24 protein-coding genes are annotated in these 20,895 nt (G+C 59.3%); 19 read left to right on the top strand and 5 right to left on the bottom strand.

Annotation, left to right across the window (positions count from 1 at the left end; translation table 11 throughout):
• The 7 genes from EM595_RS09070 to EM595_RS09040 all read left to right on the top strand — a co-directional run bounded on the left by EM595_RS09070 (position 1) and on the right by EM595_RS09040 (position 5,482).
• Complete coding sequence (locus EM595_RS09070) at positions 1-1,368, top strand: PTS sugar transporter subunit IIC (RefSeq protein WP_067430662.1); 1,368 nt, start codon at positions 1-3, stop codon at positions 1,366-1,368.
• Positions 1,355-2,197, top strand: coding sequence for a class II fructose-bisphosphate aldolase (locus EM595_RS09065; RefSeq protein WP_067430660.1), 843 nt, complete (start codon positions 1,355-1,357; stop codon positions 2,195-2,197). Before EM595_RS09070 ends, EM595_RS09065 begins: the two co-directional genes overlap by 14 nt.
• A gap of 64 nt (positions 2,198-2,261) precedes the next feature.
• A complete protein-coding gene (locus EM595_RS09060) occupies positions 2,262-2,531 on the top strand; it encodes a hypothetical protein (RefSeq protein ID WP_067430657.1) in 270 nt (89 codons plus the stop codon).
• A gap of 7 nt (positions 2,532-2,538) precedes the next feature.
• Entirely contained in the window at positions 2,539-2,976 is a 438-nt protein-coding gene (locus EM595_RS09055; RefSeq protein WP_067430654.1) for a PTS sugar transporter subunit IIA, read from the top strand.
• Positions 2,973-3,575: a P-loop nucleotide/nucleoside kinase family protein gene (locus tag EM595_RS09050; RefSeq protein WP_067430651.1), complete on the top strand. Its 603-nt coding sequence runs from the start codon at positions 2,973-2,975 to the stop codon at positions 3,573-3,575. The genes EM595_RS09055 and EM595_RS09050 overlap by 4 nt, the downstream gene beginning before the upstream one ends.
• Positions 3,576-3,742: 167 nt before the next feature.
• Complete coding sequence (locus tag EM595_RS09045; protein WP_067430647.1) at positions 3,743-4,171, top strand: hypothetical protein; 429 nt, start codon at positions 3,743-3,745, stop codon at positions 4,169-4,171.
• Between the two features lie 12 nt (positions 4,172-4,183).
• Complete coding sequence (locus EM595_RS09040; RefSeq protein WP_067430644.1) at positions 4,184-5,482, top strand: PQQ-dependent sugar dehydrogenase; 1,299 nt, start codon at positions 4,184-4,186, stop codon at positions 5,480-5,482.
• 52 nt (positions 5,483-5,534) lie between these two features.
• Here EM595_RS09040 and EM595_RS09035 read toward each other — a convergent pair whose 3' ends face one another.
• Complete coding sequence (locus EM595_RS09035) at positions 5,535-6,293, bottom strand: class I SAM-dependent methyltransferase (RefSeq protein WP_067430641.1); 759 nt, start codon at positions 6,291-6,293, stop codon at positions 5,535-5,537.
• Positions 6,294-6,399: 106 nt separating this feature from the next.
• Here EM595_RS09035 and EM595_RS09030 point away from each other — a divergent pair, with 106 nt between their 5' ends.
• Positions 6,400-7,179 (top strand): helix-turn-helix transcriptional regulator, encoded by a 780-nt coding sequence (locus tag EM595_RS09030; protein ID WP_067430638.1) that lies wholly within the window; start codon positions 6,400-6,402, stop codon positions 7,177-7,179.
• Here the strand turns inward: EM595_RS09030 and EM595_RS09025 are convergent.
• Entirely contained in the window at positions 7,176-8,042 is an 867-nt protein-coding gene (locus EM595_RS09025) for an aldo/keto reductase family oxidoreductase (protein WP_067430635.1), read from the bottom strand. The genes EM595_RS09030 and EM595_RS09025 overlap by 4 nt on opposite strands.
• 309 nt (positions 8,043-8,351) lie before the next feature.
• Here EM595_RS09025 and EM595_RS09020 point away from each other — a divergent pair, with 309 nt between their 5' ends.
• The 9 genes from EM595_RS09020 to EM595_RS08980 all read left to right on the top strand — a co-directional run bounded on the left by EM595_RS09020 (position 8,352) and on the right by EM595_RS08980 (position 15,910).
• Positions 8,352-9,353: an MsnO8 family LLM class oxidoreductase gene (locus EM595_RS09020; protein ID WP_067430632.1), complete on the top strand. Its 1,002-nt coding sequence runs from the start codon at positions 8,352-8,354 to the stop codon at positions 9,351-9,353.
• 21 nt (positions 9,354-9,374) lie between these two features.
• Complete coding sequence (locus EM595_RS09015; protein WP_067430630.1) at positions 9,375-10,706, top strand: LLM class flavin-dependent oxidoreductase; 1,332 nt, start codon at positions 9,375-9,377, stop codon at positions 10,704-10,706.
• A complete protein-coding gene (locus EM595_RS09010; RefSeq protein ID WP_067430627.1) occupies positions 10,703-11,635 on the top strand; it encodes an ABC transporter substrate-binding protein in 933 nt (310 codons plus the stop codon). Before EM595_RS09015 ends, EM595_RS09010 begins: the two co-directional genes overlap by 4 nt.
• Before the next feature lie 10 nt (positions 11,636-11,645).
• On the top strand, positions 11,646-12,158 hold the full coding sequence (locus tag EM595_RS09005) for a GNAT family N-acetyltransferase (protein ID WP_067430624.1): 513 nt from the start codon (positions 11,646-11,648) through the stop codon (positions 12,156-12,158).
• A gap of 15 nt (positions 12,159-12,173) precedes the next feature.
• Positions 12,174-13,100: an amino acid ABC transporter permease gene (locus EM595_RS09000; RefSeq protein ID WP_067430621.1), complete on the top strand. Its 927-nt coding sequence runs from the start codon at positions 12,174-12,176 to the stop codon at positions 13,098-13,100.
• Positions 13,084-13,878: an amino acid ABC transporter ATP-binding protein gene (locus tag EM595_RS08995; protein ID WP_067430618.1), complete on the top strand. Its 795-nt coding sequence runs from the start codon at positions 13,084-13,086 to the stop codon at positions 13,876-13,878. The genes EM595_RS09000 and EM595_RS08995 overlap by 17 nt, the downstream gene beginning before the upstream one ends.
• A gap of 1 nt (position 13,879) precedes the next feature.
• A complete protein-coding gene (locus EM595_RS08990; protein WP_067430616.1) occupies positions 13,880-14,794 on the top strand; it encodes an ABC transporter substrate-binding protein in 915 nt (304 codons plus the stop codon).
• A 325-nt stretch (positions 14,795-15,119) separates the two neighbouring features.
• A complete protein-coding gene (gene ycgZ, locus EM595_RS08985) occupies positions 15,120-15,371 on the top strand; it encodes a regulatory protein YcgZ (protein WP_225701678.1) in 252 nt (83 codons plus the stop codon).
• Positions 15,372-15,613: 242 nt separating this feature from the next.
• Positions 15,614-15,910 carry a hypothetical protein gene (locus tag EM595_RS08980; protein WP_157883860.1) on the top strand — a complete coding sequence of 99 codons (297 nt, stop codon included), beginning with the start codon at positions 15,614-15,616 and terminating at the stop codon, positions 15,908-15,910.
• An 80-nt stretch (positions 15,911-15,990) separates the two neighbouring features.
• On the opposite strand, the gene EM595_RS08975 is transcribed toward EM595_RS08980, so the two are convergent.
• The 3 genes from EM595_RS08975 to EM595_RS08965 all read right to left on the bottom strand — a co-directional run bounded on the left by EM595_RS08975 (position 15,991) and on the right by EM595_RS08965 (position 19,542).
• Complete coding sequence (locus EM595_RS08975; RefSeq protein WP_067430607.1) at positions 15,991-17,016, bottom strand: aldo/keto reductase; 1,026 nt, start codon at positions 17,014-17,016, stop codon at positions 15,991-15,993.
• 187 nt (positions 17,017-17,203) lie between these two features.
• Positions 17,204-18,532, bottom strand: coding sequence for an MFS transporter (locus tag EM595_RS08970; RefSeq protein WP_067430604.1), 1,329 nt, complete (start codon positions 18,530-18,532; stop codon positions 17,204-17,206).
• Positions 18,533-18,609: 77 nt separating this feature from the next.
• The gene (locus EM595_RS08965) at positions 18,610-19,542 is read right to left on the bottom strand and encodes a LysR family transcriptional regulator (protein WP_067430602.1); all 933 of its coding nucleotides are present in this window, start codon (positions 19,540-19,542) and stop codon (positions 18,610-18,612) included.
• A 96-nt stretch (positions 19,543-19,638) separates the two neighbouring features.
• Between EM595_RS08965 and EM595_RS08960 the strand changes: the two genes are divergently transcribed.
• Complete coding sequence (locus EM595_RS08960; RefSeq protein ID WP_067430600.1) at positions 19,639-20,076, top strand: DMT family transporter; 438 nt, start codon at positions 19,639-19,641, stop codon at positions 20,074-20,076.
• Positions 20,076-20,534, top strand: coding sequence for a DMT family transporter (locus EM595_RS08955; protein WP_067430597.1), 459 nt, complete (start codon positions 20,076-20,078; stop codon positions 20,532-20,534). The genes EM595_RS08960 and EM595_RS08955 overlap by 1 nt, the downstream gene beginning before the upstream one ends.
• Positions 20,535-20,895: the final 361 nt, after the last annotated feature.

The raw sequence follows: 20,895 nt of genomic DNA, 5'->3' as shown, positions 1-20,895 counted from the left end.
ATGAACAGCTTTATTAACTTCCTGGTAAAAGATCTGCTTGGCCAGGCGTCAATATTGATCGCCCTGATTGCCATGGTGGGTTTACTACTGCAAAAGAAATCCGCAGGGAAAGTGGTTGAAGGAACCTTTAAAACGCTGCTCGGCTTTTTAATTATGATGGCGGGCATCAATATTATTGTCGGCACATTAACGTTTCTGAACGATATATTCACCCACGGCTTCGGCATGCGCGGATATATCACCGACGTTGCGGCGATTGCCGGGCTGGCCAGCCGCGAGCTGGGTTCAGAAGTGGCGTTAACGCTGCTGGTGATCTTCCTGGTCAATATCCTGCTGGCCCGCATCACGCCGTTTAAGTACATCTTCCTCACCGGCCAGGCGCTGCTGTGGATGGCGACCATCGGCACGGTGATCGGCTACAAAGCGGGGCTGACCGGCCTGCCATTGATCCTCACCGGCGGCGTGTTCGGCGGCATCATGGCGGTGATCATGCCGGCGCTGGCCCAGCCGATAGTGCGTCGCATCACCGATTCTGACGATGTCGCACTCGGTCACTTCTGCACCATCGGTTATCTGGTGCAGGCGGCGGTGGCCAAAGTGGTTGGGAAAGGCTCGAAATCCACCGAGGATTTAAAGCTGCCCGACAACTTTAAATTCCTGCAGGACACCTATCTGTCGATGGCGGTAGTGATGGTGCCGATGTACCTGATTCCGGCGCTTGCCGCCGGTCCGGCCTACATCGCCCAGTTCTCCAACGGCATGAATTACCTGATGTACGCCTTTATGCAGGGTATTCAGTTTGTTGCCGGTGTCTTTGTGCTCTACAGCGGTGTACGTCTGCTGCTTAACGAGCTGGTGCCTGCCTTCCGCGGTATCGCCATGCGCATCGTGCCGGATGCCAAACCGGCGCTCGACTGTCCGGTGCTGTTTCCCTATGCCCCTAACGCGGTGATCGTCGGCTTTCTGGCCACCACGCTCGGGTCGGTGATTGGCATGCTGGTGTTCCCGATGTTCGGTATGGCGATGATTCTGCCCGGCCTGCTGACCAACTTCTTTGCTGGCGGCACGGCAGGGGTATTTGGTAACGCGCTCGGCGGTCGGCGTGGCGCGATGATTGGCGGCGTGGTGCACGGTCTGTTTATCACCCTGTTGCCGTCGATTCTGGTGCCAATGCTTGAGGGCTACGGCTTTACCGGCGTCACCTTCAGTGACTCCGACGTCATCAGTACCGGCCTGCTGCTCGGCCATGCGTTCCAGAACAACTGGCTGTTCGTCGCCCTGTTTGTTGCCTTTATTACCCTGATTGCCTGGTTTGTTAACGGTAAATCCACGCGTCCCCATGAGGAAAAAGTCCATGAAACTTTATAATTTCACCGAGCTGTTACAGGTGGCCAAGCAGCGTGATTTCAAAGCGCTGGGATCCTTTAATCTGCACTGTCTGGAGATGCTGCCCGCCTATTTTAAAGCGGCGAAAGCAACCAACAGCCCGCTGATGATTCAGATCTCTACCGGTACGGCGAAATATCTCGGACACAAACTGCTGGTCGATTCCATCCGCTCGCTCTCTGAGAGCGAAGATGTGCCGACCTGTCTGCACCTCGACCACTGTTCTGACCTTGCGGCGATCAAGTTCGCCATGGATGCCGGTTTCAGCTCGGTGATGTATGACGGCTCGCACCTGCCGTTTGAAGAGAACATCGCCAATACCCGGGAAGTGATCGGCATGGCGCGGCCGCGCAATATCACCGTGGAGGCGGAACTGGGCGCTATCGGCGGCTCAGAAGATGGTAAATGCTTGGCGATGAGCGACATGGCCTTTACCACGGTGGAAGAGGCGAAACGCTTCGTGGAAGAAACGCATCCTGACATGCTGGCGGTCTCGGTGGGCACCGTGCATGGCCTCTACACCGGCAAAGCGGAAATTCAGCATCAGCGGCTGGCCGAGATCTACGCTGCGACGCAAACGCCACTGGTTCTGCACGGCGGCACCGGCGTCAGCGACGAGGATATGCGTCAGGCGGTGCAGGGCGGCATTGAAAAGGTCAACGTCGGTACTGAAATGAACGTGCAGTGGGTTGGCGAGTGTCAGAACACCTTCTCTAAAGGCAAGGTCAACGACAGCGTGCGCAACTTCCTCGTGCCCGCCAATGACGCGGTGCGCAACGTGCTGATGGAAAAAATCGCGCTGTTCCGCTGAACCCTTTCTTCATTATCTGTTGATTACCCTGGCGCCCCGGCGCGGGTCGGGGCTGGAGGATCGCATGTTTAATGCCGTGAAAAAACTGTGGCAAAAAGAGGCCAGCGACACATCGGATTACGATGCGCAGGCGGAAACCCTGGCGCAGCAGCTCTCGCTGCTGGAACAAAAGCTGGCGCAAACGCCGCGCGACGGCGAGACGCAGAAAAAGCTGCTGGTGCACTATAACCAGGCGATAAAAGTGTTCGCCAAAAGCCGCAGCCATCGTGACCGCATCGATCCGCTGTTTGTCAAAATGGATGAGTTACGCAATATCATTCGTACAACACTCTGAGGTAGCGATGTCAATTAAACAGCTGTTGATTGAGGCAGATGCGATTCAGGTTGGCGTCACCGAGCGCGACTGGAAAGCGGTGATTGCGCTGGCGGCCCAGCCGCTGGTGGCGAAGGGCTATATTCACGAATCCTATTATCAGGCGGTGATCGCCAACACGGAAGAACATGGCGCCTATTATGTCTTTGAAGAGGGCATCGCTATTCCCCATGCGCGACCGGAAAGCGGGGTGATCAAAGATTGTTTCAGCCTGCTGCTGCTGGCGGAGCCGATCTCATTTCAGGGCAGCGACATGGCGGATATCGTCATTATGTTCGGCGCCCGCGACAGCAACGCCCACATTGAAGAGGGCATTCGTGCCATTGTCTCAATGCTGGAAGATGATGAGACGCTGCGCCGCCTGCGTCAGGCGCAGCACCGCATGGAGGTTATCGACATCCTATGAACACCATTACGGGAAAAACGGTCATTCTGGTTAATGGCGTCCCGGCATCGGGAAAAAGCAGCGTGGCCCGCGAGATCGCCAATCGTTTTCAGCTGCCTTATCTGACGCTGGATGAGGTGAAAGAGCCGTTTATGGCGATGCTGGCGCCGGTGGATCGTGCCACCAATCGCCAGCTGGGCAAGGCGGCCTATGCGGCAATCTGGTCGGCGGTGGCGCAGGCGCCGCTGCGCTGTGTTTACGTCATCGATGCCTGGTTTGGCTTTCAACCGCTGACGCTGCTGCAGGAGCATCTGCGCCAGGCGGGTGTCAGCAACGTGCTGGAAGTGTGGAACCAGATCGACGGTGAACGGGTGGCGGCGCGCTACAAGGCGCGTATTCCGCAGCGGCCGGCGGGCCATCCCGGTGAAGAGTATCTGCCGGAGCTGCGGGCACTGGCCGAGCGCGCCACGCCGCTGGGATTAGGGCCACTCTGGCAGTGCGATCAAAACTCTCCGCTGGATTATCCGGCGCTGTTTGAGTGGCTGGAAGCGCAGCTCACACTCAGCCAGCCTGCCAACGCGCGCGTTCGGCTACAGGCGGCTAATCAGGCCGCCGGATAACGCCCGCTTTTGCCTCACCCTGCGTTTTTTCCTTGCTGCTCAGCCACTTTAGCGCACTGATTTTACTTATCTGCTGCGTTTAATCCGCCCGGCCACCGTTTATTGACTACCCTTTTAGAGCATAGCGGTGGCGCTTGCCCTGCTTTTTTCTGATAAGGAGCCTGTTAATGTCATATCGATATACCTCGGGAAATTCCGCGCTGGCGGTGGGGCTGTTTGAACTGCTGAATCCGATACCCTTTGGTTTTTTTGTCGCGGCCTGGCTGTTCGACATCATCTATATCAGCAGCTATGAAATCCTCTGGACCGAAGCCGCCAGCTGGCTGATCACCTTTGGTCTCTTTCTGGCGATTATTCCGCGCCTGATTAACCTGGTGCAGGTCTGGTTCGGCAAGGCGCGTCTGCGTGGGCCGGGCGTGACATTCTCCTTCTGGGCTAATCTGCTGGCCATTATTCTCGCCATTGTGAACGCCTTTATTCACAGCCGTGACAGCTACGCGGTGGTGCCGGCCGGCGTTATTCTTTCCACGCTTGTGGTGTTGCTGCTCGCTATCGCCAATGTTCAACTCGCCCTGCGCGAACGTCGTGTGGCATAAGGAGCGCGCATAATGAAAATTAAACTGATCGCCTTTTCCCTGAGCAGCGCACTGCTGCTGACCGCCTGTGACAACGGCTCCACGCTCGATCCTGCGAAGCAGATCGGGGCTAATCCACAGCTGCCGGAAGCGAAAAACTTCCTGCTGCCGCCGATGCAGGTGCCGGAAGGCGTGGCATGGAAAGCGGGCGAAATGCCCACCGTGGCCGAAGGGCTGAAAATTGAGAAGCTGGCCGATGGCTTTAAGCATCCGCGCCAGCTCTACGTGCTGCCGAATAATGACGTGCTGGTGGTCGAGGGCAACGGTCCGGCGAAGCCGACCACGCGGCCTAAGCAGATGATCATGGGCATCGTACAGAAGGCCTCTGGTAAAGGCGGCGAAGGCGGCAACAGCATTACGCTGCTGCGCAACACCAACGGCAACTGGGAGAAGCATCCGTTTATCAAAGGGCTTAGCTCGCCTTTTGGCGTCCAGCTGATTGGCAATACGCTGTACGTGGCCAACGCCGACAGCCTGATGACCTTTCCCTATCAGCCGGGACAGACTGAAATCACCGCCGCCGGTAAAGAGCTGACCGAGCTGCCAGGCGGCCCGATCAACCATCACTGGACCAAATCGCTGCTCGCCAGCCCGGACGGCACCAAACTCTACGTTGGCGTCGGCTCGAACAGTAACATCACCGAAAATGGCATTGGTGCCGAGTATCGCCGTGCGGCGGTGCTGGAAGTGGATGCTGCCAGCGGGGCCAGCCGTATTTACGCCAGCGGCCTGCGCAACCCAACCGGGCTGCAGTGGGAGCCGCAAACCGGCAAACTGTGGGCCATCGTTAACGAACGTGATGAAATTGGTGCCGATCTGGTGCCGGATTACATGACCTCAGTGCAGGAAAACGGCTTCTATGGCTGGCCGTGGAGCTACTATGGTCAGCATGTCGATGAGCGCGTGAAGCCAGCACGTCCGGATATGGTGGAGAAAGCGATCAAGCCAGATTATGCGCTGAGCTCGCACGTGGCGCCGCTGGGACTGTGGTTCTACACCGGCAACGGTTTGCCCGCAGAATACCGTGGCGGCGCGTTTGTCAGTGAGCACGGCAGCTGGAACCGCAAGCCGCTCAATGGCTATCGCGTGGCGTGGGTGAAGTTTGAGAACGGCAAGCCGGTGGGCGAACCAAAAACCGTGGTTTCTGGTTTCCTGACCGAGGATCAGAAGCAGGTTCGCGGCCTGCCGGTTGGCCTGGCGCAGGATCAGCAGGGCGGCCTGCTGATTGCCGATGACGCCAGCAATACCGTCTGGCGCGTCACCACGCGCTAAGTGATCGCTGAGCATGACAACCGGGCCCGCGCGCCCGGTTTTTTTATGCGCGTCAGCAGGCGACAAACATCAGCGTGTCACTGCAAAAAGAGCCATCGTCGGCAAAGGCGAAATAGGTTTTAACCTCATCGGCGGCATGACCTTGCAGCTCGCGAATGGCGCTGGCCAGCGTTGGTGAGGTTTGCATCCGCGCTATCCACGGCGCAAACGCCAGCGTCAGCTTACCGGCCACCAGCTCGCGGGCATTAAAACCGCACTCGTTGATCAGCCGCAGCCATTCTCCCTGTGAATAGTTACGCACGTGGGAAGGATCACGCAGCATCTCGAGGGTTTGCAGCCAGATATCCAGAACCGGATAGCCCGGCGAGGCGATATCCATCAGGATAAATTTGCCGCCCGGCTTCAGCACGCGCCTGACTTCGCGCAGCGCCATGCCGACGTCACGCCAGTGGTGCGCCGAATAACGGCTAATCACCACCTCAAAGCTGTGGTCAGCAAAGGGTAACTGCTCCGCCACGCCCTGACGGGTGGTCAGATTGTGCAGGCCGCGTTCGGCTGCCGCGGCATCGACCACCGTCAACATCTTTGCCGACAAATCGTAAGCGGTGACCTGCGCCACCTGCGCGGCGGCAACAAAACTGGCGTGTCCGGCACCACAGCCGAGATCGAGCAGCGATGCGGCACGGTCGTCGGCCAGCCAGCGCGTCAGCCGCTGCAGATCGTCGCCGCTGGCATGCACTTCGCTTTGCAGGTAGGCCGCAGCGCGATCGCCAAACTGTTTCTCAATCTTCTCTTCGTGCGTATTTTTCATCAGGGTTTCCTCGCGAATGCATCAGGTCGGGGTTGTTCAGCATGACTATACGGCGTATTGATACGGGTACAATATGGCTGGTTATACTGGTATCAGGAGTACCCGGATGGCGGATTCACTGTTGTCAGGCCCGAAAACGCTGGGCGCATTTCTGCGTCGTCAGCGAGAAAACACCGCACCCGAACGCGTGGGTATTACGCCGGGCCGCCGTCGCCGCACGCAGGGGCTCCGTCGCGAAGAGGTGGCGCAGCTCAGCGGCATCAGCGCGACCTGGTATACGTGGATTGAGCAGGGCAGAGATATTGTGGTGTCGGCGCAGACGCTTGCCAGTATCGCCGATGCCCTGCGGCTGCCCGTGGCGGCAAGACGCTATCTTTTTGCGCTGGCGCAGCAGAACGATCCGCAGCAGGATCTGGTGCCGCAGGTGGATCGCATGGCGATCGACGCGGTGCAGCAGGTGATCGTACCGTGCTATTTGCTGGATCTTACCTGGAATATGCTGGCGTGGAACGCGGCGGCGGCGACGTTGTTCCGCGGCTGGCTCGATCGTGACGCCGCGCCCAATATGATGCGTTTTCTGTTTCTGCACCCGCTGGCGCGCACGCTGGTGGCGGACTGGGAGACGCGTGCCGGTCGGGTGGTGGCAGAGTTACGCGCCGATGCTACGCATTATCAGCACGACGCGACTCTGAACCGCTTTGTTGAGCAGATGGCTGAGAAGAGTGAGGCGTTTCGGCTGTTCTGGGCGCGCCAGCAGGTGGTGGCGCGGGAAGGCGGCGAGCGGGTATTCCGGCATCAGCAGGGTGAACGTCATTTTCATCAGCAGAGCTGGCAGCTGGCCAGCAACCGCACGCTGAAAATGATCCTGCTGATGCCGGTGGATTAACCGGCGATGCCGTCGAGTTCTGCCACGGCGTCGTCGCTCAGCTCAACGTTGACGCTGGCGATATTTTCACGCAGGTGCGCCAGCGAAGAGGTACCGGGGATCAGCAAAATATTAGGCGAACGTTGCAGCAGCCAGGCCAGCGCCACCTGCTTAGGCGTGGCATCATGCTCTGCCGCCACGCGATCCAGCTCGGCGGACTGCAACGGCGTGAAACCGCCCAACGGGAAAAAGGGCACATAGGCGATATTTTCCGCGGCCAGCAGGTCGATCATCGCGTCATCCTGACGGTTCGCCAGGTTATACATATTCTGCACGCAGACAATCTCAGTCATGCTGCGCGCCTGTGTCACCTGTTGCAGCGTCGCGTTGCTGATGCCTAGCTCGCGAATCAGCCCCTGCTCCTTCAGGGCGATCAACGCCTCCAGCGGCTCGGTAATGTCTCCCTCAACCGGTTTTGCCGGATTAAACATCAGCCGCAGGTTTACCACGTCCAGCACCTCCAGCCCAAGATTGCGCAGGTTGTCGTGCACCGCCTCGTTAATCGCCTCGGGGGTCAGCGCCCGATTCCACTGGCCTTTTTCCCCGCGTTTAACGCCGATTTTGGTCACCAGGGTCACGTCATCACGATAAGGGCTCAGCGCTTCCCGCACGATCTGATTGGTGATGTGCGGCCCGTAAAAATCACTGGTATCAAAGTGGGTGATGCCGCTCTCCAGCGCCGCCCGCAGCACGCTTATCGCGGCATTACGATCGCGCGGCGGGCCAAAGACCTGTGGCCCGGCAAGCTGCATGGTGCCATATCCCATCCGGGAGACGCTTTTCTCGCCCAGTAACCAGGTTCCTGCACGGCTGACCTCAGACATAGTGATTTCTCTTTTAGTAGGATGAAAATTAATAATAAGAAGGAAACCGCGTATTTTGTATGCAGCGGCAACCGCTATTTACCAGTTGATTGAATTTGCAGCAGATTCAGCCGCTGCGCTGGCGGCTGTTTGCCGGTGAATAAGCACAATTTCTGCTTTAGTTAGCGCGTAACGGCCTAAACCGGCCAAAAAATCGCGTCGTTCGCCGCTTTTCTGTTTTCCTCATGGACTTGCCCGGATTTGTTGTTTTACTGCATCCGTTGCCCGTCTCACTATCGAGCCATTGCTGGTGAAGAGAAGAGGTGGCCGATGCCATACCGTTTGAGTCTGTTAGATAAAAGCCCGCTGGCTGATGGCGAGAGCGCCAGCGCGGCGCTGAGCCGCACCCTGCAGCTGGCGCGAAGCGCTGAACGCTGGGGCTATCATCGCTTCTGGCTGGCGGAGCACCACAATGCGCCGCAGCTGGCCAGCGTAGCGCCGGAGATCTTAATCGCCTGGATCCTGGCGCATACCACGTCGATCCGCGTGGGATCCGGCGGCGTGATGCTGCAGCATTACAGCCCGTTCAAAGTGGCTGAAAACTTTAACCTGCTGGCGTCGCTGGCGCCGGGCCGCGTCGATCTCGGCGTAGGCAAAGCGCCGGGTGGCTTACCGCTGGCTACTCGCGCGCTACAGGCGGGCAGCGACGCCGCGCTAAAAGGCGATTTCGCCACGCAGCTGACCCAGCTTGACGGCTGGCTGCGTAACCGTAGCGCCGAGGTCGCGGCGGAGGATCGGTTACAGGCGACGCCGCTGCCAGCACAGCCCGCCACGCGCTTTTTACTCGGTGCCAGTGAAGAGAGCGCCGCGCTGGCGGCGCAGCTCGGCTGGCAGTTTGTTTTTGCTGCGCATCTCAACGGCGATCGGGAGCTGATGGCACGTGCGTTGACGCTCTATAGCGCGCGCAGCGGCGGCGAAAAGGCGCTGGTGGCAGTCCAGGCGATTGTGGCTGACTCTCCGGCGGCGGCATCCGCGCTGGCCGCCTCGCTGCAACTCTGGCGCGTGGAGGCGGAAGGCAGCGCGCCGGTCACCGTGGGCAGCGAGGAACAGGCGCAGGCGTGGGTGCGTCAGGCGGGCAATCCGCCACACCGCATCACGCCGCGTGAGGTTCCCGCGCTGAAAGGCACCGCGGCGCAGGTTCATGCCCAGCTGCACGCGCTGCATCAGCGCTATGACATTGATGAGTTCATCATCGATACCCCCATCGTCGACGCCACCGCACGGCTCTGGTCGATCGAACAGCTGGCCAGCCCTCTGCTGGTCGCAGCCTGATTTCACCCCACGGAGAAGATCATGACTCAACGCGTTCTGCGTCTCGGCACCATGCTGCACGGCGCTGCCGGAAATATGTCCGCCTGGCGCCATCCGGCGGCGGTGGCGGATGCCAGCATTAATCTCAACTACGCCATCGAGGTGGCGCAAAAGGCCGAGCAGGGAAAGCTCGACTTCCTGTTTGTGGCCGACGGGCTGTTTATCAATGAAAAATCGATTCCTCATTTTCTCAACCGCTTTGAGCCGCTGACGCTGCTCAGCGCGCTGGCGGGCGTCACGCAGCATATTGGCCTGGTAGGCACCGTTTCGACCTCTTATAGCGAGCCGTTTACCGTTGCCCGCCAGTTTGCCAGCCTCGATCACCTCAGCGGCGGGCGTGCAGGCTGGAACGTGGTGACCTCACCGCTGGAAGGATCGGCGAAAAACTTCTCCCGTCAGCAGCACCCGGAGCACGCGCTGCGCTATCGCATCGCCGATGAGTATCTGCAGGTGGTGAAAGGGCTGTGGGATTCCTGGGAAGAGGATGCGTTTGTGCGCGACAAAGCCAGCGGTACCTTTTTTGACGCCAGCAAAATGCATGCGCTGCATCACCACGGCGATTTCTTTCAGGTGCAGGGACCGCTGAACATTGGCCGCACGCCGCAGGGCCGTCCGGTGATTTTTCAGGCGGGCGCCTCGGAGGATGGCCGCGCGCTGGCGGCAAAGCATGCCGATGCGATCTTTACCCATCACGCCAGTCAGGCAGAAGCCGCAGATTTTTATCGCGACGTGAAGCAACAGCTGGAAAAGCAGTGCCGTCGGCCCGATTCACTGCACATCTTTCAGGGCGTCAGCGTGATCGTGGGTGACGATGCCGAGGACGTTGAGCGTCAGTATCAGCAGACCGCAGCGCTGGTCTCGATTGAGGATGCGCTGAATTATCTTGGCCGCTTCTTTGATCATCACGATTTCAGCCAGTACGCGCTGGATGCGCCATTCCCGGCGCTGGGCGAACTCGGTCAAAACAGCTTCCGCAGCACCACCGACGAGATCAAACGGCGGGCGCAGGCGCAGGGCCAGTCGCTGCGTCAGGCGGCGCTGGAAGCCGCCACGCCACGCCCGCTGTTTCACGGTACGCCGGAGCAGGTGGCGGACGGGCTGGAGGCCTGGTTTCATGGCCGCGCCGCCGACGGCTTTATTATTCAGGGCGGCACGCCGGATACCTTCCCGCGCTTTGTCGATCGCGTCGTGCCGCTGTTGCAGCAGCGCGGACTGAGCCGCCGTGACTATCCCGGCGCCACGCTGCGCGCCAGTTTTGCACTGGATACGCCGCTGAACCGCTATCGCCACGCCGTCACAGGAGCACCATTATGAGAAAAACCGCCGCCGCGCTGACCCTGCTGGCGCTGCTTAACGGCGGCGCTATGGCGGAAAGCGTCTCGCTGAATGGCCACAGCGTCAGCCTTGAGGCGAACCAGACGCCAATTCACACCGCAAAAAACAGCCAGGCGATCGCCCAGCTACCGGCGGGCTATCGCTTTGCCCATCCCGGCCAGTTCACCGTGGCGGTGGCGGCCCTGAACTCGCCGCCGCTGACGGTGTTCAGCGAGGACAACAAAACGCTGATGGGCAGCGAGGTGGACATTGCCCGGCTGGTGGCCGACAGCCTCGGATTACAGCTCAACGTGGTGCCCACCTCATGGGAAGACTGGCCGCTGGGCGTCGCCTCCGGCAAGTATGACGCGGCGATCAGTAACATCACCGTGACCAAAGATCGCAAGGCGCGGTTTGATTTCGCTACCTACCGCAAGGATTCGCTGGGCTTCTATGTCAAAGCCAGCGGTCCGCTGCACGCCATCACCAAAGCGGAAGATATCGCCGGGCTGCGCATCATCGTCGGCTCCGGCACTAATCAGGAGGCGATTTTGCTGGCGTGGGATCAACAGAATCAGGCGAAAGGGCTGAAGCCGTTTGTGCCGGTCTACACCAAAGATGATGCCGCACAGACGCTGGCGCTGCAGGCCGGACGCGCCGACGCCTGGTTTGGTCCGAACGTCACCGGCGCGTGGAAAGCGGCGCTGACCGGTAAAACGCGGTTGGTCGGCAGCGTTGACGGTGGCTGGCCGAAAGCGGCGCACATCGCCGTCACCCTGAAAAAAGCAGGCGGCCTGGCGCAGCCGATCAGCACCGCGCTGAACGGCGTGATGGCTAACGGCGACTATGACAAGGTGCTCAGCCGCTGGGGAGAAAATGTCGAGCGCATCGATCGCTCTGAAATTAACCCCGCCGGACTGGGCGATTAAGGAGAGAGCCATGACCACCCGACGTTTTCGTGAACTTTCACCCGATGCGCCTGAACTGGCGCCGATCCTCAACGGCCTGTTTGGTGAGTACGCCGAGCGCTATCAGGATTACTTTTCGCGCGATGCGGAAGAGGAGCTGACCGAATGGTATCTGCCACCGCACGGGCTGTTTCTGGTGCTGGAGCAGGCGGGGGAGATCATCGCCACCGGCGCCTATAAGCCTTACGACCCGCAGACTGCGGAACTGAAACGTATCTGGACGCGCCGCGACTGGCGGCGTCAGGGCATTGCGCTGGTGATCCTGCAGGAGCTGGAGCGGCGCGCGTTGCGGGCGGGCTATCAGCGCCTGTGGCTCACCACCGGTTTTCGCCAGCCGGAGGCGGTGAAACTCTATCTGGGCCACGGTTATCTGCCGCAGTTCGATATCACCCGCGATCCGGAGGAGTACAGCCAGCCGCCTTACGATGGCCGACTGCGCTTTAGCAAAATCATTGATGCCCACGCCGTGGCGCAGGCGAGCTGACAGAGGAGAACGATCATGAAACATACGCCAGGACTGCGCGTCATACCGGCACGTTATCCGCTGCGCCTGCTCGGCGCCGGTGTGGCGCTGCTGATACTGGCCACGGTGGTTCAGTCGGTGGCGCTGAATCCGCGCTGGGAGTGGGCGGTGTTTGCCCGCTGGTTCTTCGATCCGGTAATCCTCAACGGCCTGTATCAGACGCTGCTGCTGACGCTGTGCGGCACGGTGCTCAGCCTGCTGTTTGGCGGTCTGCTGGCGCTGGCCCGCCTGTCGCCCTCGTGGCTGCTGAGCAGCCTGGCCTGGGGCTATATCTGGCTGTTTCGGTCACTGCCGCTGATCGTGGTGCTGATTATCCTCTACAACTTCTCCTATCTTTACGAGACGCTGTCGCTGGGCATTCCGTTTACCGCACTGAGTTGGGGATCGTTTCAGACCATCAACGTGCTCGGGCAGTTTCCGGCGGCGGTGATTGGCCTGACGCTGGTGCAGAGCGCCTATACCGCTGAGATCATTCGCGGCGGCTTTCTCGGCGTCGATCACGGCCAGTTTGAAGCGGCCTCCGCGCTCGGGCTTTCATCCTGGCGGCGCACCTGGCGCATCGTGCTGCCGCAGGCGCTGCGCGCCATTATTCCCACCGCGTTTAACGAAATCATCAGCCTGACCAAAGGCACCGCCATTGTCTATGTGCTGGCCATGCCGGAGCTGTTCTACACCATTCAGATGATCTACAACCGCACCCAGCAGGTGATTCCGCTGCTGATGGTGGGCGCGGCCTGGTATCTGGCAATTACCAGCGTGCTGTCGCTGCTGCAATATGGCGTTGAGCGCTGGCTGGCTCGCAGCGTCGATCGCCAGCCCGCGCCGTCAATCTGGCGGCAATGGCGCGGTCGCATCCGTTCATTCACTGATAAACAGGAGCCCGATCATGTCCGAAGCCATTGATTACCGCCTGCAGCCGGCGCAGGGAGAGATCGTCATTACCGGCGTCAGCAAGTGGTTTGGCAAACACAAGGCGCTGGATGGCGTGTCGCTGCAGCTGCCACCGGGTTCGGTAACGGTGATCCTCGGGCCGTCGGGATCGGGCAAATCGACCCTGCTGCGCGCCATCAACCATCTGGAGCGGGTCGACGAGGGCTTTATTCAGATCGACGGCGATTACATCGGCTACCAGCGGCGCGGCGACCGCCTGTATGAACTGAAGGAGAAGGCGATTTTGCGTCAGCGCATCAACGTCGGCTATGTGTTCCAGAACTTCAACCTGTTTCCCCATATGACGGTGCTGGATAACCTGATTGAAGCGCCGATCGCCCATAAAAAATGCAGCCGCGCGCAGGCGGTGGAGCTGGCGTGGCAGCTGCTGGAAACCGTGGGGCTGCGCCACAAGGCTGATGCCTGGCCGCGCCATCTGTCGGGCGGTCAGCAGCAGCGTATCGCCATCGCCCGCGCGCTGGCGCTGTCACCGCGCGTGATGTTGTTTGATGAGCCGACCTCGGCGCTGGACCCCGAGCTGGTGGGCGAGGTGCTCGACGTGATCAAAAAGCTGGCGCGCTCGGGCACCACGCTGGTGATTGTCACCCATGAAATCGGCTTTGCGCGTGAGGTGGCGGATAACGTGGTGTTTATGGTGGATGGCAAGATCGTTGAGCAGGGCAGCGCCGCGCAGGTGCTGCACAATCCGCAGCATCATCGCACGCGGCGTTTTCTTGATAAGGTGCTGTGAAATGCTGAGATATTCAGGAATAAACCTAACAGGGGTAGCGATCGCCAGCGCGCTGTTCTCGCTGGCCGCGCAGGCATCCGCCATCGATCTGCTGGCCAACGAACGGCCAGTCAACGCACCGGTCAGCGCGGCGGCGGTGGCGCTGCTGCCAAGTCCCAACGTGTTAGTGACGCCGGGAACCCTGACCGTGGCAACCTCGTCAACTAACTCGCCGCCGCTGGCGCTGCTGGCCAGCGATAACCAGACCCGCATCGGCAGCGATCCGGATATTGCCCGCCTGATCGCCGACGGCCTTGGCCTCAAACTTAAGCTGGTGCCCGCCTCGTGGGAGGAGTGGCCGCTGGGCCTGACCTCACGGCGCTACGACGTGGCGATGTTTAATATCGCCGTCACTGAAGAACGTAAGCAACGTTTTGATTTTGCCGTTTATCGTGCCGATAACCACGCCTTTGTGGTGAAGAAAAGCAGCGCCATCACGCGCATTAACCAGCCCGCTGAGATTGCGGGCAAGCGCATCATCGTGGCTTCCGGCACCAACCAGGAGCGCATTTTGCTGAAGTGGGATGAAGAGAATCGGGCAAAAGGGCTGCCGCCGGTTGAGCCGATCTACTTAACCGACGACGCCTCCGCCACCCTGAGCCTGCTCTCCGGGCGGGCTGATGCGCAGTTTGGCCCCCATTCAATCGCGGCATATAAAGCAGCGCTTAACGGCCAGACGCGGCTGGTGGGCAGCGGGCCGTTTCGCGCGTGGGTAGCAGTGACCACCAAAAAGGGCAACGGGCTGGCGGCGGCGCTTTCCGCCTCGCTGAACAGTGCCATCGACAGCGGGCGCTACGCACAGGTTTTGGCGCGCTGGGGCGAACAGGATGAGGCGGTTAAAACGTCGGTGATCAATCCCGAGGGCATTCATTATTAACCTTCAGCTACGTCAAATAAGCATTTTGACTGACGGCCTGCGGTAATAAATAATAACTGCAGGCAATAAAAATGGCGCCCTGGTACTTCTCAGCGGCGCTTTTTTTGTTAAATAGTCTAAAAATGATGCGGATTTTATTTTTCAGGTAACGCAAAGAGAAAATAAAAGGGCGGTGCATACGCAAGGCAGTATACAAAAGCAATATGAAAATTCCTGGCCTTACAAAATATTTTGTACAGAATTTTCTGTACAGCTTTTGCTTTTTTGTATAACTTAGCTAACAACAGATGCAGCTTTATTTTCAACCATTTTCCTGAAGGAGCAAATGATGCTTCAGCAACGACGGACCCCAGAGGCAGAGCATACGGTTTCCGACTATATGCAGTCCAGCAACGACGCGTTCCCTTCGTCGCAAGAGACGCTGGGCCACATTGTGACGGACATTATTCGTGCCGGGGAGACGGTAAGTCGCAAGGCGATTTGCGCAAAGTTGTTAGCCAGACTGTCCGACAATCAGGATCCTGAGCTGGAAAAACAGTACCACGAATTAATTGCGTTGCTGCTCGGGCGCGAATAAAAGAATAACTGTCTAATAAACGCTGGCTTCGGCCAGCTTTTTTAACACCTGCAAATCAGTAAAGCGCATGAATACCCTCTGCAACACTCTTCTATATTTGGCTGGCCTGACTTCTCTTATTCAGTGCTTGCTAAAACACCGCCAGTTGTCCCGACGCCATTCCCGCTTTCACACCGCATCGTCGGTGGTCAGTAATATCCCGTGTCTGGCTGGCTCCTTTTATTCCCGGCAGAGGAGAGTATTTGAATAACGACGATGAAATAAGAGAGATGTATAACGCCCTGGGCGAAGCTGTGCTGAGCCTGCTTGATGCTGAGGAGACGGTGAGCAATCAGGCGATCCTCAGTAAGCTTGAGCAGTTTGCCGACGGTGCGACCGATGAAAGTAAAATCATGTCGTACTGGCAGGCAAGAAAACTCTTCCGTCCGATGGCCGCGCCGGGTTCAACAGAAAACGGTCCGGCGGATAAAAAAAGCGTCAGGCTTCCGCACAACCGGTTCAGAGTAAGAAAATTACCGACCGGCAGTCGCGAAGACTGAGCGCTGTGTTAAACCGGTAGCGCGCCTTTGCCGCGTGCTACCGGTTTATGCTCCTCTCTTTATCGCATCAGCCAACGCGTTTAGCGCTGACTCCCACTGAAACCGTATACCTCGCTCGCTGCCCGACTGTAGCGTTCGCCCCGTGCCGCATCCGGCGGCGCAATCGCCTCAATCGCCGCCAGCTCTTCAGAAGTAAAACTCACCGCCAGCGCCGCCAGCGCATCATCGACCCGTTGCGGCTTGCGCATGCCGGGAATCACCGCTACCTGCTGCGCCAGCAGCCACGCCAGCGCAAAAGTCGACAGTGATAGCTGCTTCTCTGCCGCCAGCTGGCGCAGCGCGGTCAGTAGCCGATTGTTATGAGCAAAATTATCACCGCTGAAACGCGGTAAGCCGCGGCGAAAATCCGTTTCGGTGAGGCTGTCGGGATGAAAGCCGTCGCTGAGTAATCCGCGCGACAGCGGGCTGTAGGCGATAAACCTGATACCTTCCGCACGGCAAAAATCGAGGATACCGTTACGCTCAACGCTGCGCTCCAGCAGGCTGTATTCAGATTGCACCACACTAAGCGGGCAGTGGGCATGCAGCAGGCGAAGCTGCGCGAGGCTCGGCTCGCTGATGCCCACGGCATGCATCAGGCCCTCATCGCGCCAGCGGTTGAGATGATCGGCCAGCGTTAATAATTCTGCCTCGCTGGCCGCGGACGGCAAGCGGTGCACGGTAAAGATATCGAGATAACCGGTGCCAAGATTCTCCAGCGAACGCTGTAACTGACCGCGCAGCCAGCCTGGCGCAATGCAGATGTCACGTCGCTCGGGGTGGCTGGCATCGCGAACCAGCGCGGCCTTGCTGCCGATAATCCGGCTGGCGCGCAGATCGTCGTTGTCCAGCGCCAGCGCCTGCCGTAGCCAGCGTTCGTTATCGCCGAAGGCGTAGCTGTCGGCGGTATCAAAATGAGAGATGCCATGTTGCAGCGCGTGGCTGACCGCCGCCTGCGCGCTGGCCTGATCGGTCTCGCCGTAGAATTCTGAAATGCCCATGGCGCCAAAACCGATGGCAGGCAGTTCGATAGCGCGGTGGGTATTGGCAAGTGAATACGTTTTCATTTCTGACTCCTGTTGCGGTTGAGGTAGCCAGTAAACGCCATTGGCAGAGACAGTGGAATTGCTCTGTTTGTTATACAAAAAAGGTATCAGCAAAGCGGGGTTTCTACCTCGCCGGTGATGAAAAGCGTGCAGAGGAAGAAGGGAAAAAGGGAAAAAGGGCCGCCCGAACAGGCGGCCGGTAAGACGGTTACGCCTGCTGTTCGCGCAGCGTGGCAGAAGGCTGTGCCTGCAGTCGTTTTTCCGGCTGCAGCAGCGTCATCGCCAGCATGCTGCCAAAGGCAATGGCAGCGGTCGCGGTGAACATGGCGTTATAGCCATAATATTCCGCCAGCCAGCCGCTGAGCAGCGGCGAGATAATCGAAGCGAGATTGGCGATCGCCAGCGTCATCCCGCTGTACGTGCCGACGTTGCCTTTCGGCGTAACGTCAATCACCACTGACCAGTAGACATTGTTGACCAGCGCGTTAAGCGCGTTGCCCAGCGTCATCAGCGCAATAATGGCCGCCGCTGAAGAGACCAGCGGAATCGCCAGAAAGCAGCAGGCGGTGAACAGCAGGGTAACGGCGGCAAACAGATTGCGCGCCAGGCGCAGGTTTCGGTAGCGCCGCAGCAGCGTGTCGGCGATGCGGCCACCGAGCAGCACGGTGATGCAGGCGCCGCTCCACGGGATCATCGCCACGTACCACAGCGAATGCAGATCGTAATGGAAATTATCCTGCAGGTATTTCGGTCCCCAGGTGATCAGCGTAAAGGTGATATAGAGAAAGGAGAAGTAGCCCAGTGCATTGCACACCAGCGTGCGGCTGGTGAAAAAATGCCACCACGGCAGCGTCGCTTCTGAGCGCTGTGCCGCCTGGCCGTTGCGGATCAGGGCGCGCTCTGCCTCATTAGCGTGCGGATGCTGCTCGGGATCGTCCCGAAAGGTGCGAGCAAACAGCGCCATCGCCAGCAGTGAGCCCAGGCCGAGCACGATAAACATGGTGCGCCAGTCGTGGGTTAACAGCAGCAGACCCACCGCCACCGGCGCGGTCAGCAGAGCGCCGACCTGGGTGCTGAGCAGGCCGATGCCCAGCGCCATACCGCGCTCGTTATCTGGCGCCCAGTGGGCGATCGCTTTGTTCATTAGCGCATAGGCCGGGCCCTCGGCAAAGCCAAACAGGATGCGCAACGCGGCAAAGCCCATGATCGCCGAGCCGCCAAACAGCGCCATACCCAGATCGCCCGCCCAGGCGGTGGCGATCTCCAGCAGGGACCAGAGCACGCCCGCCAGCAGCCAAACCTTACGACTGCCGAGCCGATCGGCCAGAAAACCGCCGCACAGCGACCCAAACAGATAACCAAAGCCGAAGTAACTGAGCACGGCGCCCAGCTCGACTTTACTGAAATGGTACTCGTGAGAAATGGCGTTGGCGGCGAACGACAGCGCGCCGCGATCGATATAGTTAATTAAGGCGATAAAAAACAGCAGGCTAAAAATACGGTAACGATAGCGGCTGGCAGGTTGTTGGGCATTCATACGGCTTCTCCTGAATTTCCATTGTGAGGAAAGGTAAGCAATATTAATGCCAGCTCAGCCGTTGCCGCGATAGCGCATCAACGTGTCCAGTAGGCGGGTTGGCCGACTTTCTCCACGAAGAAGTCGATCACCGCCCGCGTTTTCAGCGGCAGCGGGTGGGCGCGCGGCCAGATCAGCGAGATCGCCTGTGGCGCGGTTTTGGTGGCGGCTTCACAGGCGGGCAGCACGCGCACCAGCTTGCCCTGCTGCAGACGATCGCCGACCAGCCAGTCCGGGAACAGCACCATGCCAAGGCCGTTCTCCGCGGCGATAATCAGCGTTTCGGCGTTGTTGGCCACCAGCGCACCCGCCACTGGTGGATTCTGCCACTGGCCGCGGTCGTCGCGGAAATACCAGCGCTGCAGGCCGTGCACGCCGCGATAGAGCAGGCACTGATGGCGCAGCAGATCGTCCGGCGTCGCGGGAAAGCCGCAGCGCTGCAGGTAAGCCGGGCTGGCCACCAGCATATAGTGCTCATGGGCGAGCACGCGGGCGTGACAGCGGGAATCCTTGAGTTCACCGATGCGCAGCAGCAGGTCGGTGCCTTCCTGCAGCGGATCGATAAAATCATCGGTTTGCACCATCTCTACCTTCAGCGCCGGATGCCGCAACAGCAGTTCTCCCAGCCACGGCGCCAGATGACGCTGGCCAAAGCTCACCGGCGCGTTGATACGCACCAAGCCCGCGGGCTGCTGCTGCTGGTCGATCAGCTGCGCCTGCGCGGTATTGAACTGCGCCAGCATGGTGCGTGCTGCCCCGGCAAACTGCATGCCCGCCTCGGTGGGCGATACGTTGCGGGTGTTACGAAACAGCAGCTGGCTGCCAAGCGTGGCTTCCATCTGCTGCACCATGCGGGAAATGGTCGACGCGGCCACCCCTTCGCGCCGCGCCACCTCAGAGAAGCTGCCGCTGTCCACCACGGCGACAAACAGCGCCAGCGAACGCAGGCTGATGGTATGTAAATCGTTCATTAATGCATATTCCGCAAAACTGTTTCGCTGATTATGGCATTTTTCTGCATTAAAGCCTGCCGTAATCTCCCCGCCTTTGGAAGCTGGGGAAACATAATGAAAATCCTGTTAATTCTGTTAGTGATCGTCGGCGGCATGGGGCTGTCGGTGGAAGCTGGCCTGTTGGGACCGCTGGGGCATGAGGTGGGCGAGCTGTGGGCTACCATGAGCATCTTCGGCATCGGCGCGGCGCTGACCTTTTTGCTGATGCTGTTTTTCAGCCCGCGCGATACGCCATCCTTTTTCCGTCAGCCGGGCTGGACGCTGCTCGGCGGCGTGCTGGGACCGATGTACGTGATTATCCTGACGCTGACCACGCCAGCGATCGGCATCGCCATGACCATGACCGGTATTCTGGCGGGTCAGGTGGGCAAGAGCGTGATCATCGATCACTACGGCCTGTTTGGTATGGAACATCGCCGCATCGATAAACGCCGCCTGCTGGCGCTGTTATTGATCGTGGCCGCACTGCTGCTGATTGCGAAGGGGGAATAATGCTTATTGTGATGGTTTTACTGGCGATTGTGGGGGGTGCGCTGCTCAGCGTGCAGGCGGCGATTAATGGTCGTCTCGGCGGACAGGTCGGCATTCTGAAGTGTGCGTTCTTAACCTTTTCGCTTGGTGCGCTGGTCACCGGCCTGCTGATTTTCTTTGTTGAGCCGCTGGGGCCGCAAACCCTGCTGGAGGTGCCGCGCTGGCAGGTGATGGGCGCGCTGTGCGGTGTGCCATACATCATTATCATGGTGCTGGCGGTGCAGCGCATCGGTGCGGCGATCGCCACCGTGTCGGTGATTTTCGGTCAGCTGCTGATGAGCATCATCATCGATAACTACGGCTGGCTGGGAAATCACGCCATCCCGGTCTCCGGCAGTCGCTGGCTGGCGATGGCGCTGCTGGCCGGTGCGCTGGTGCTGATCTACCAGAGTAACCGCCAGCCGGAAGCCAAAGCCTGATGGTCTGTGGCGCCTGAGTGGCGCCACGTTTTTAAGGCCTTCAGGCAGCGCCTTTACCCGGCGGAGACGCGTAATCGCCGGATGTCACGCCGCGGCGAGTCGCCAAACTCCCGACGGTATTCGCGACTAAACTGTGAGGCGCTTTCATAGCCGACGTAGAACGCCGCGCGGTCAAGCACGGGAAGACTCTCTGTTTCGCCTGCTGCCTGGGTAAATCAGTAGCGATATGAATAATTATTTCTCTGTCATCGTATTTATTAATTTCCCTGCGCGATAACAGCCAGGTTCTCCGACGTTCGCCGCTGTTTTTTCACTTTTCACCCGCTTTTCGCCGTACATTCCTGTTTCCATCCTGCGGATA

This window comes from Duffyella gerundensis (assembly GCF_001517405.1).
In the GTDB taxonomy this organism is placed as follows: Bacteria; Pseudomonadota; Gammaproteobacteria; order Enterobacterales; family Enterobacteriaceae; genus Duffyella; species Duffyella gerundensis.
This window is presented reverse-complemented; position numbering and strand designations above follow the sequence as displayed.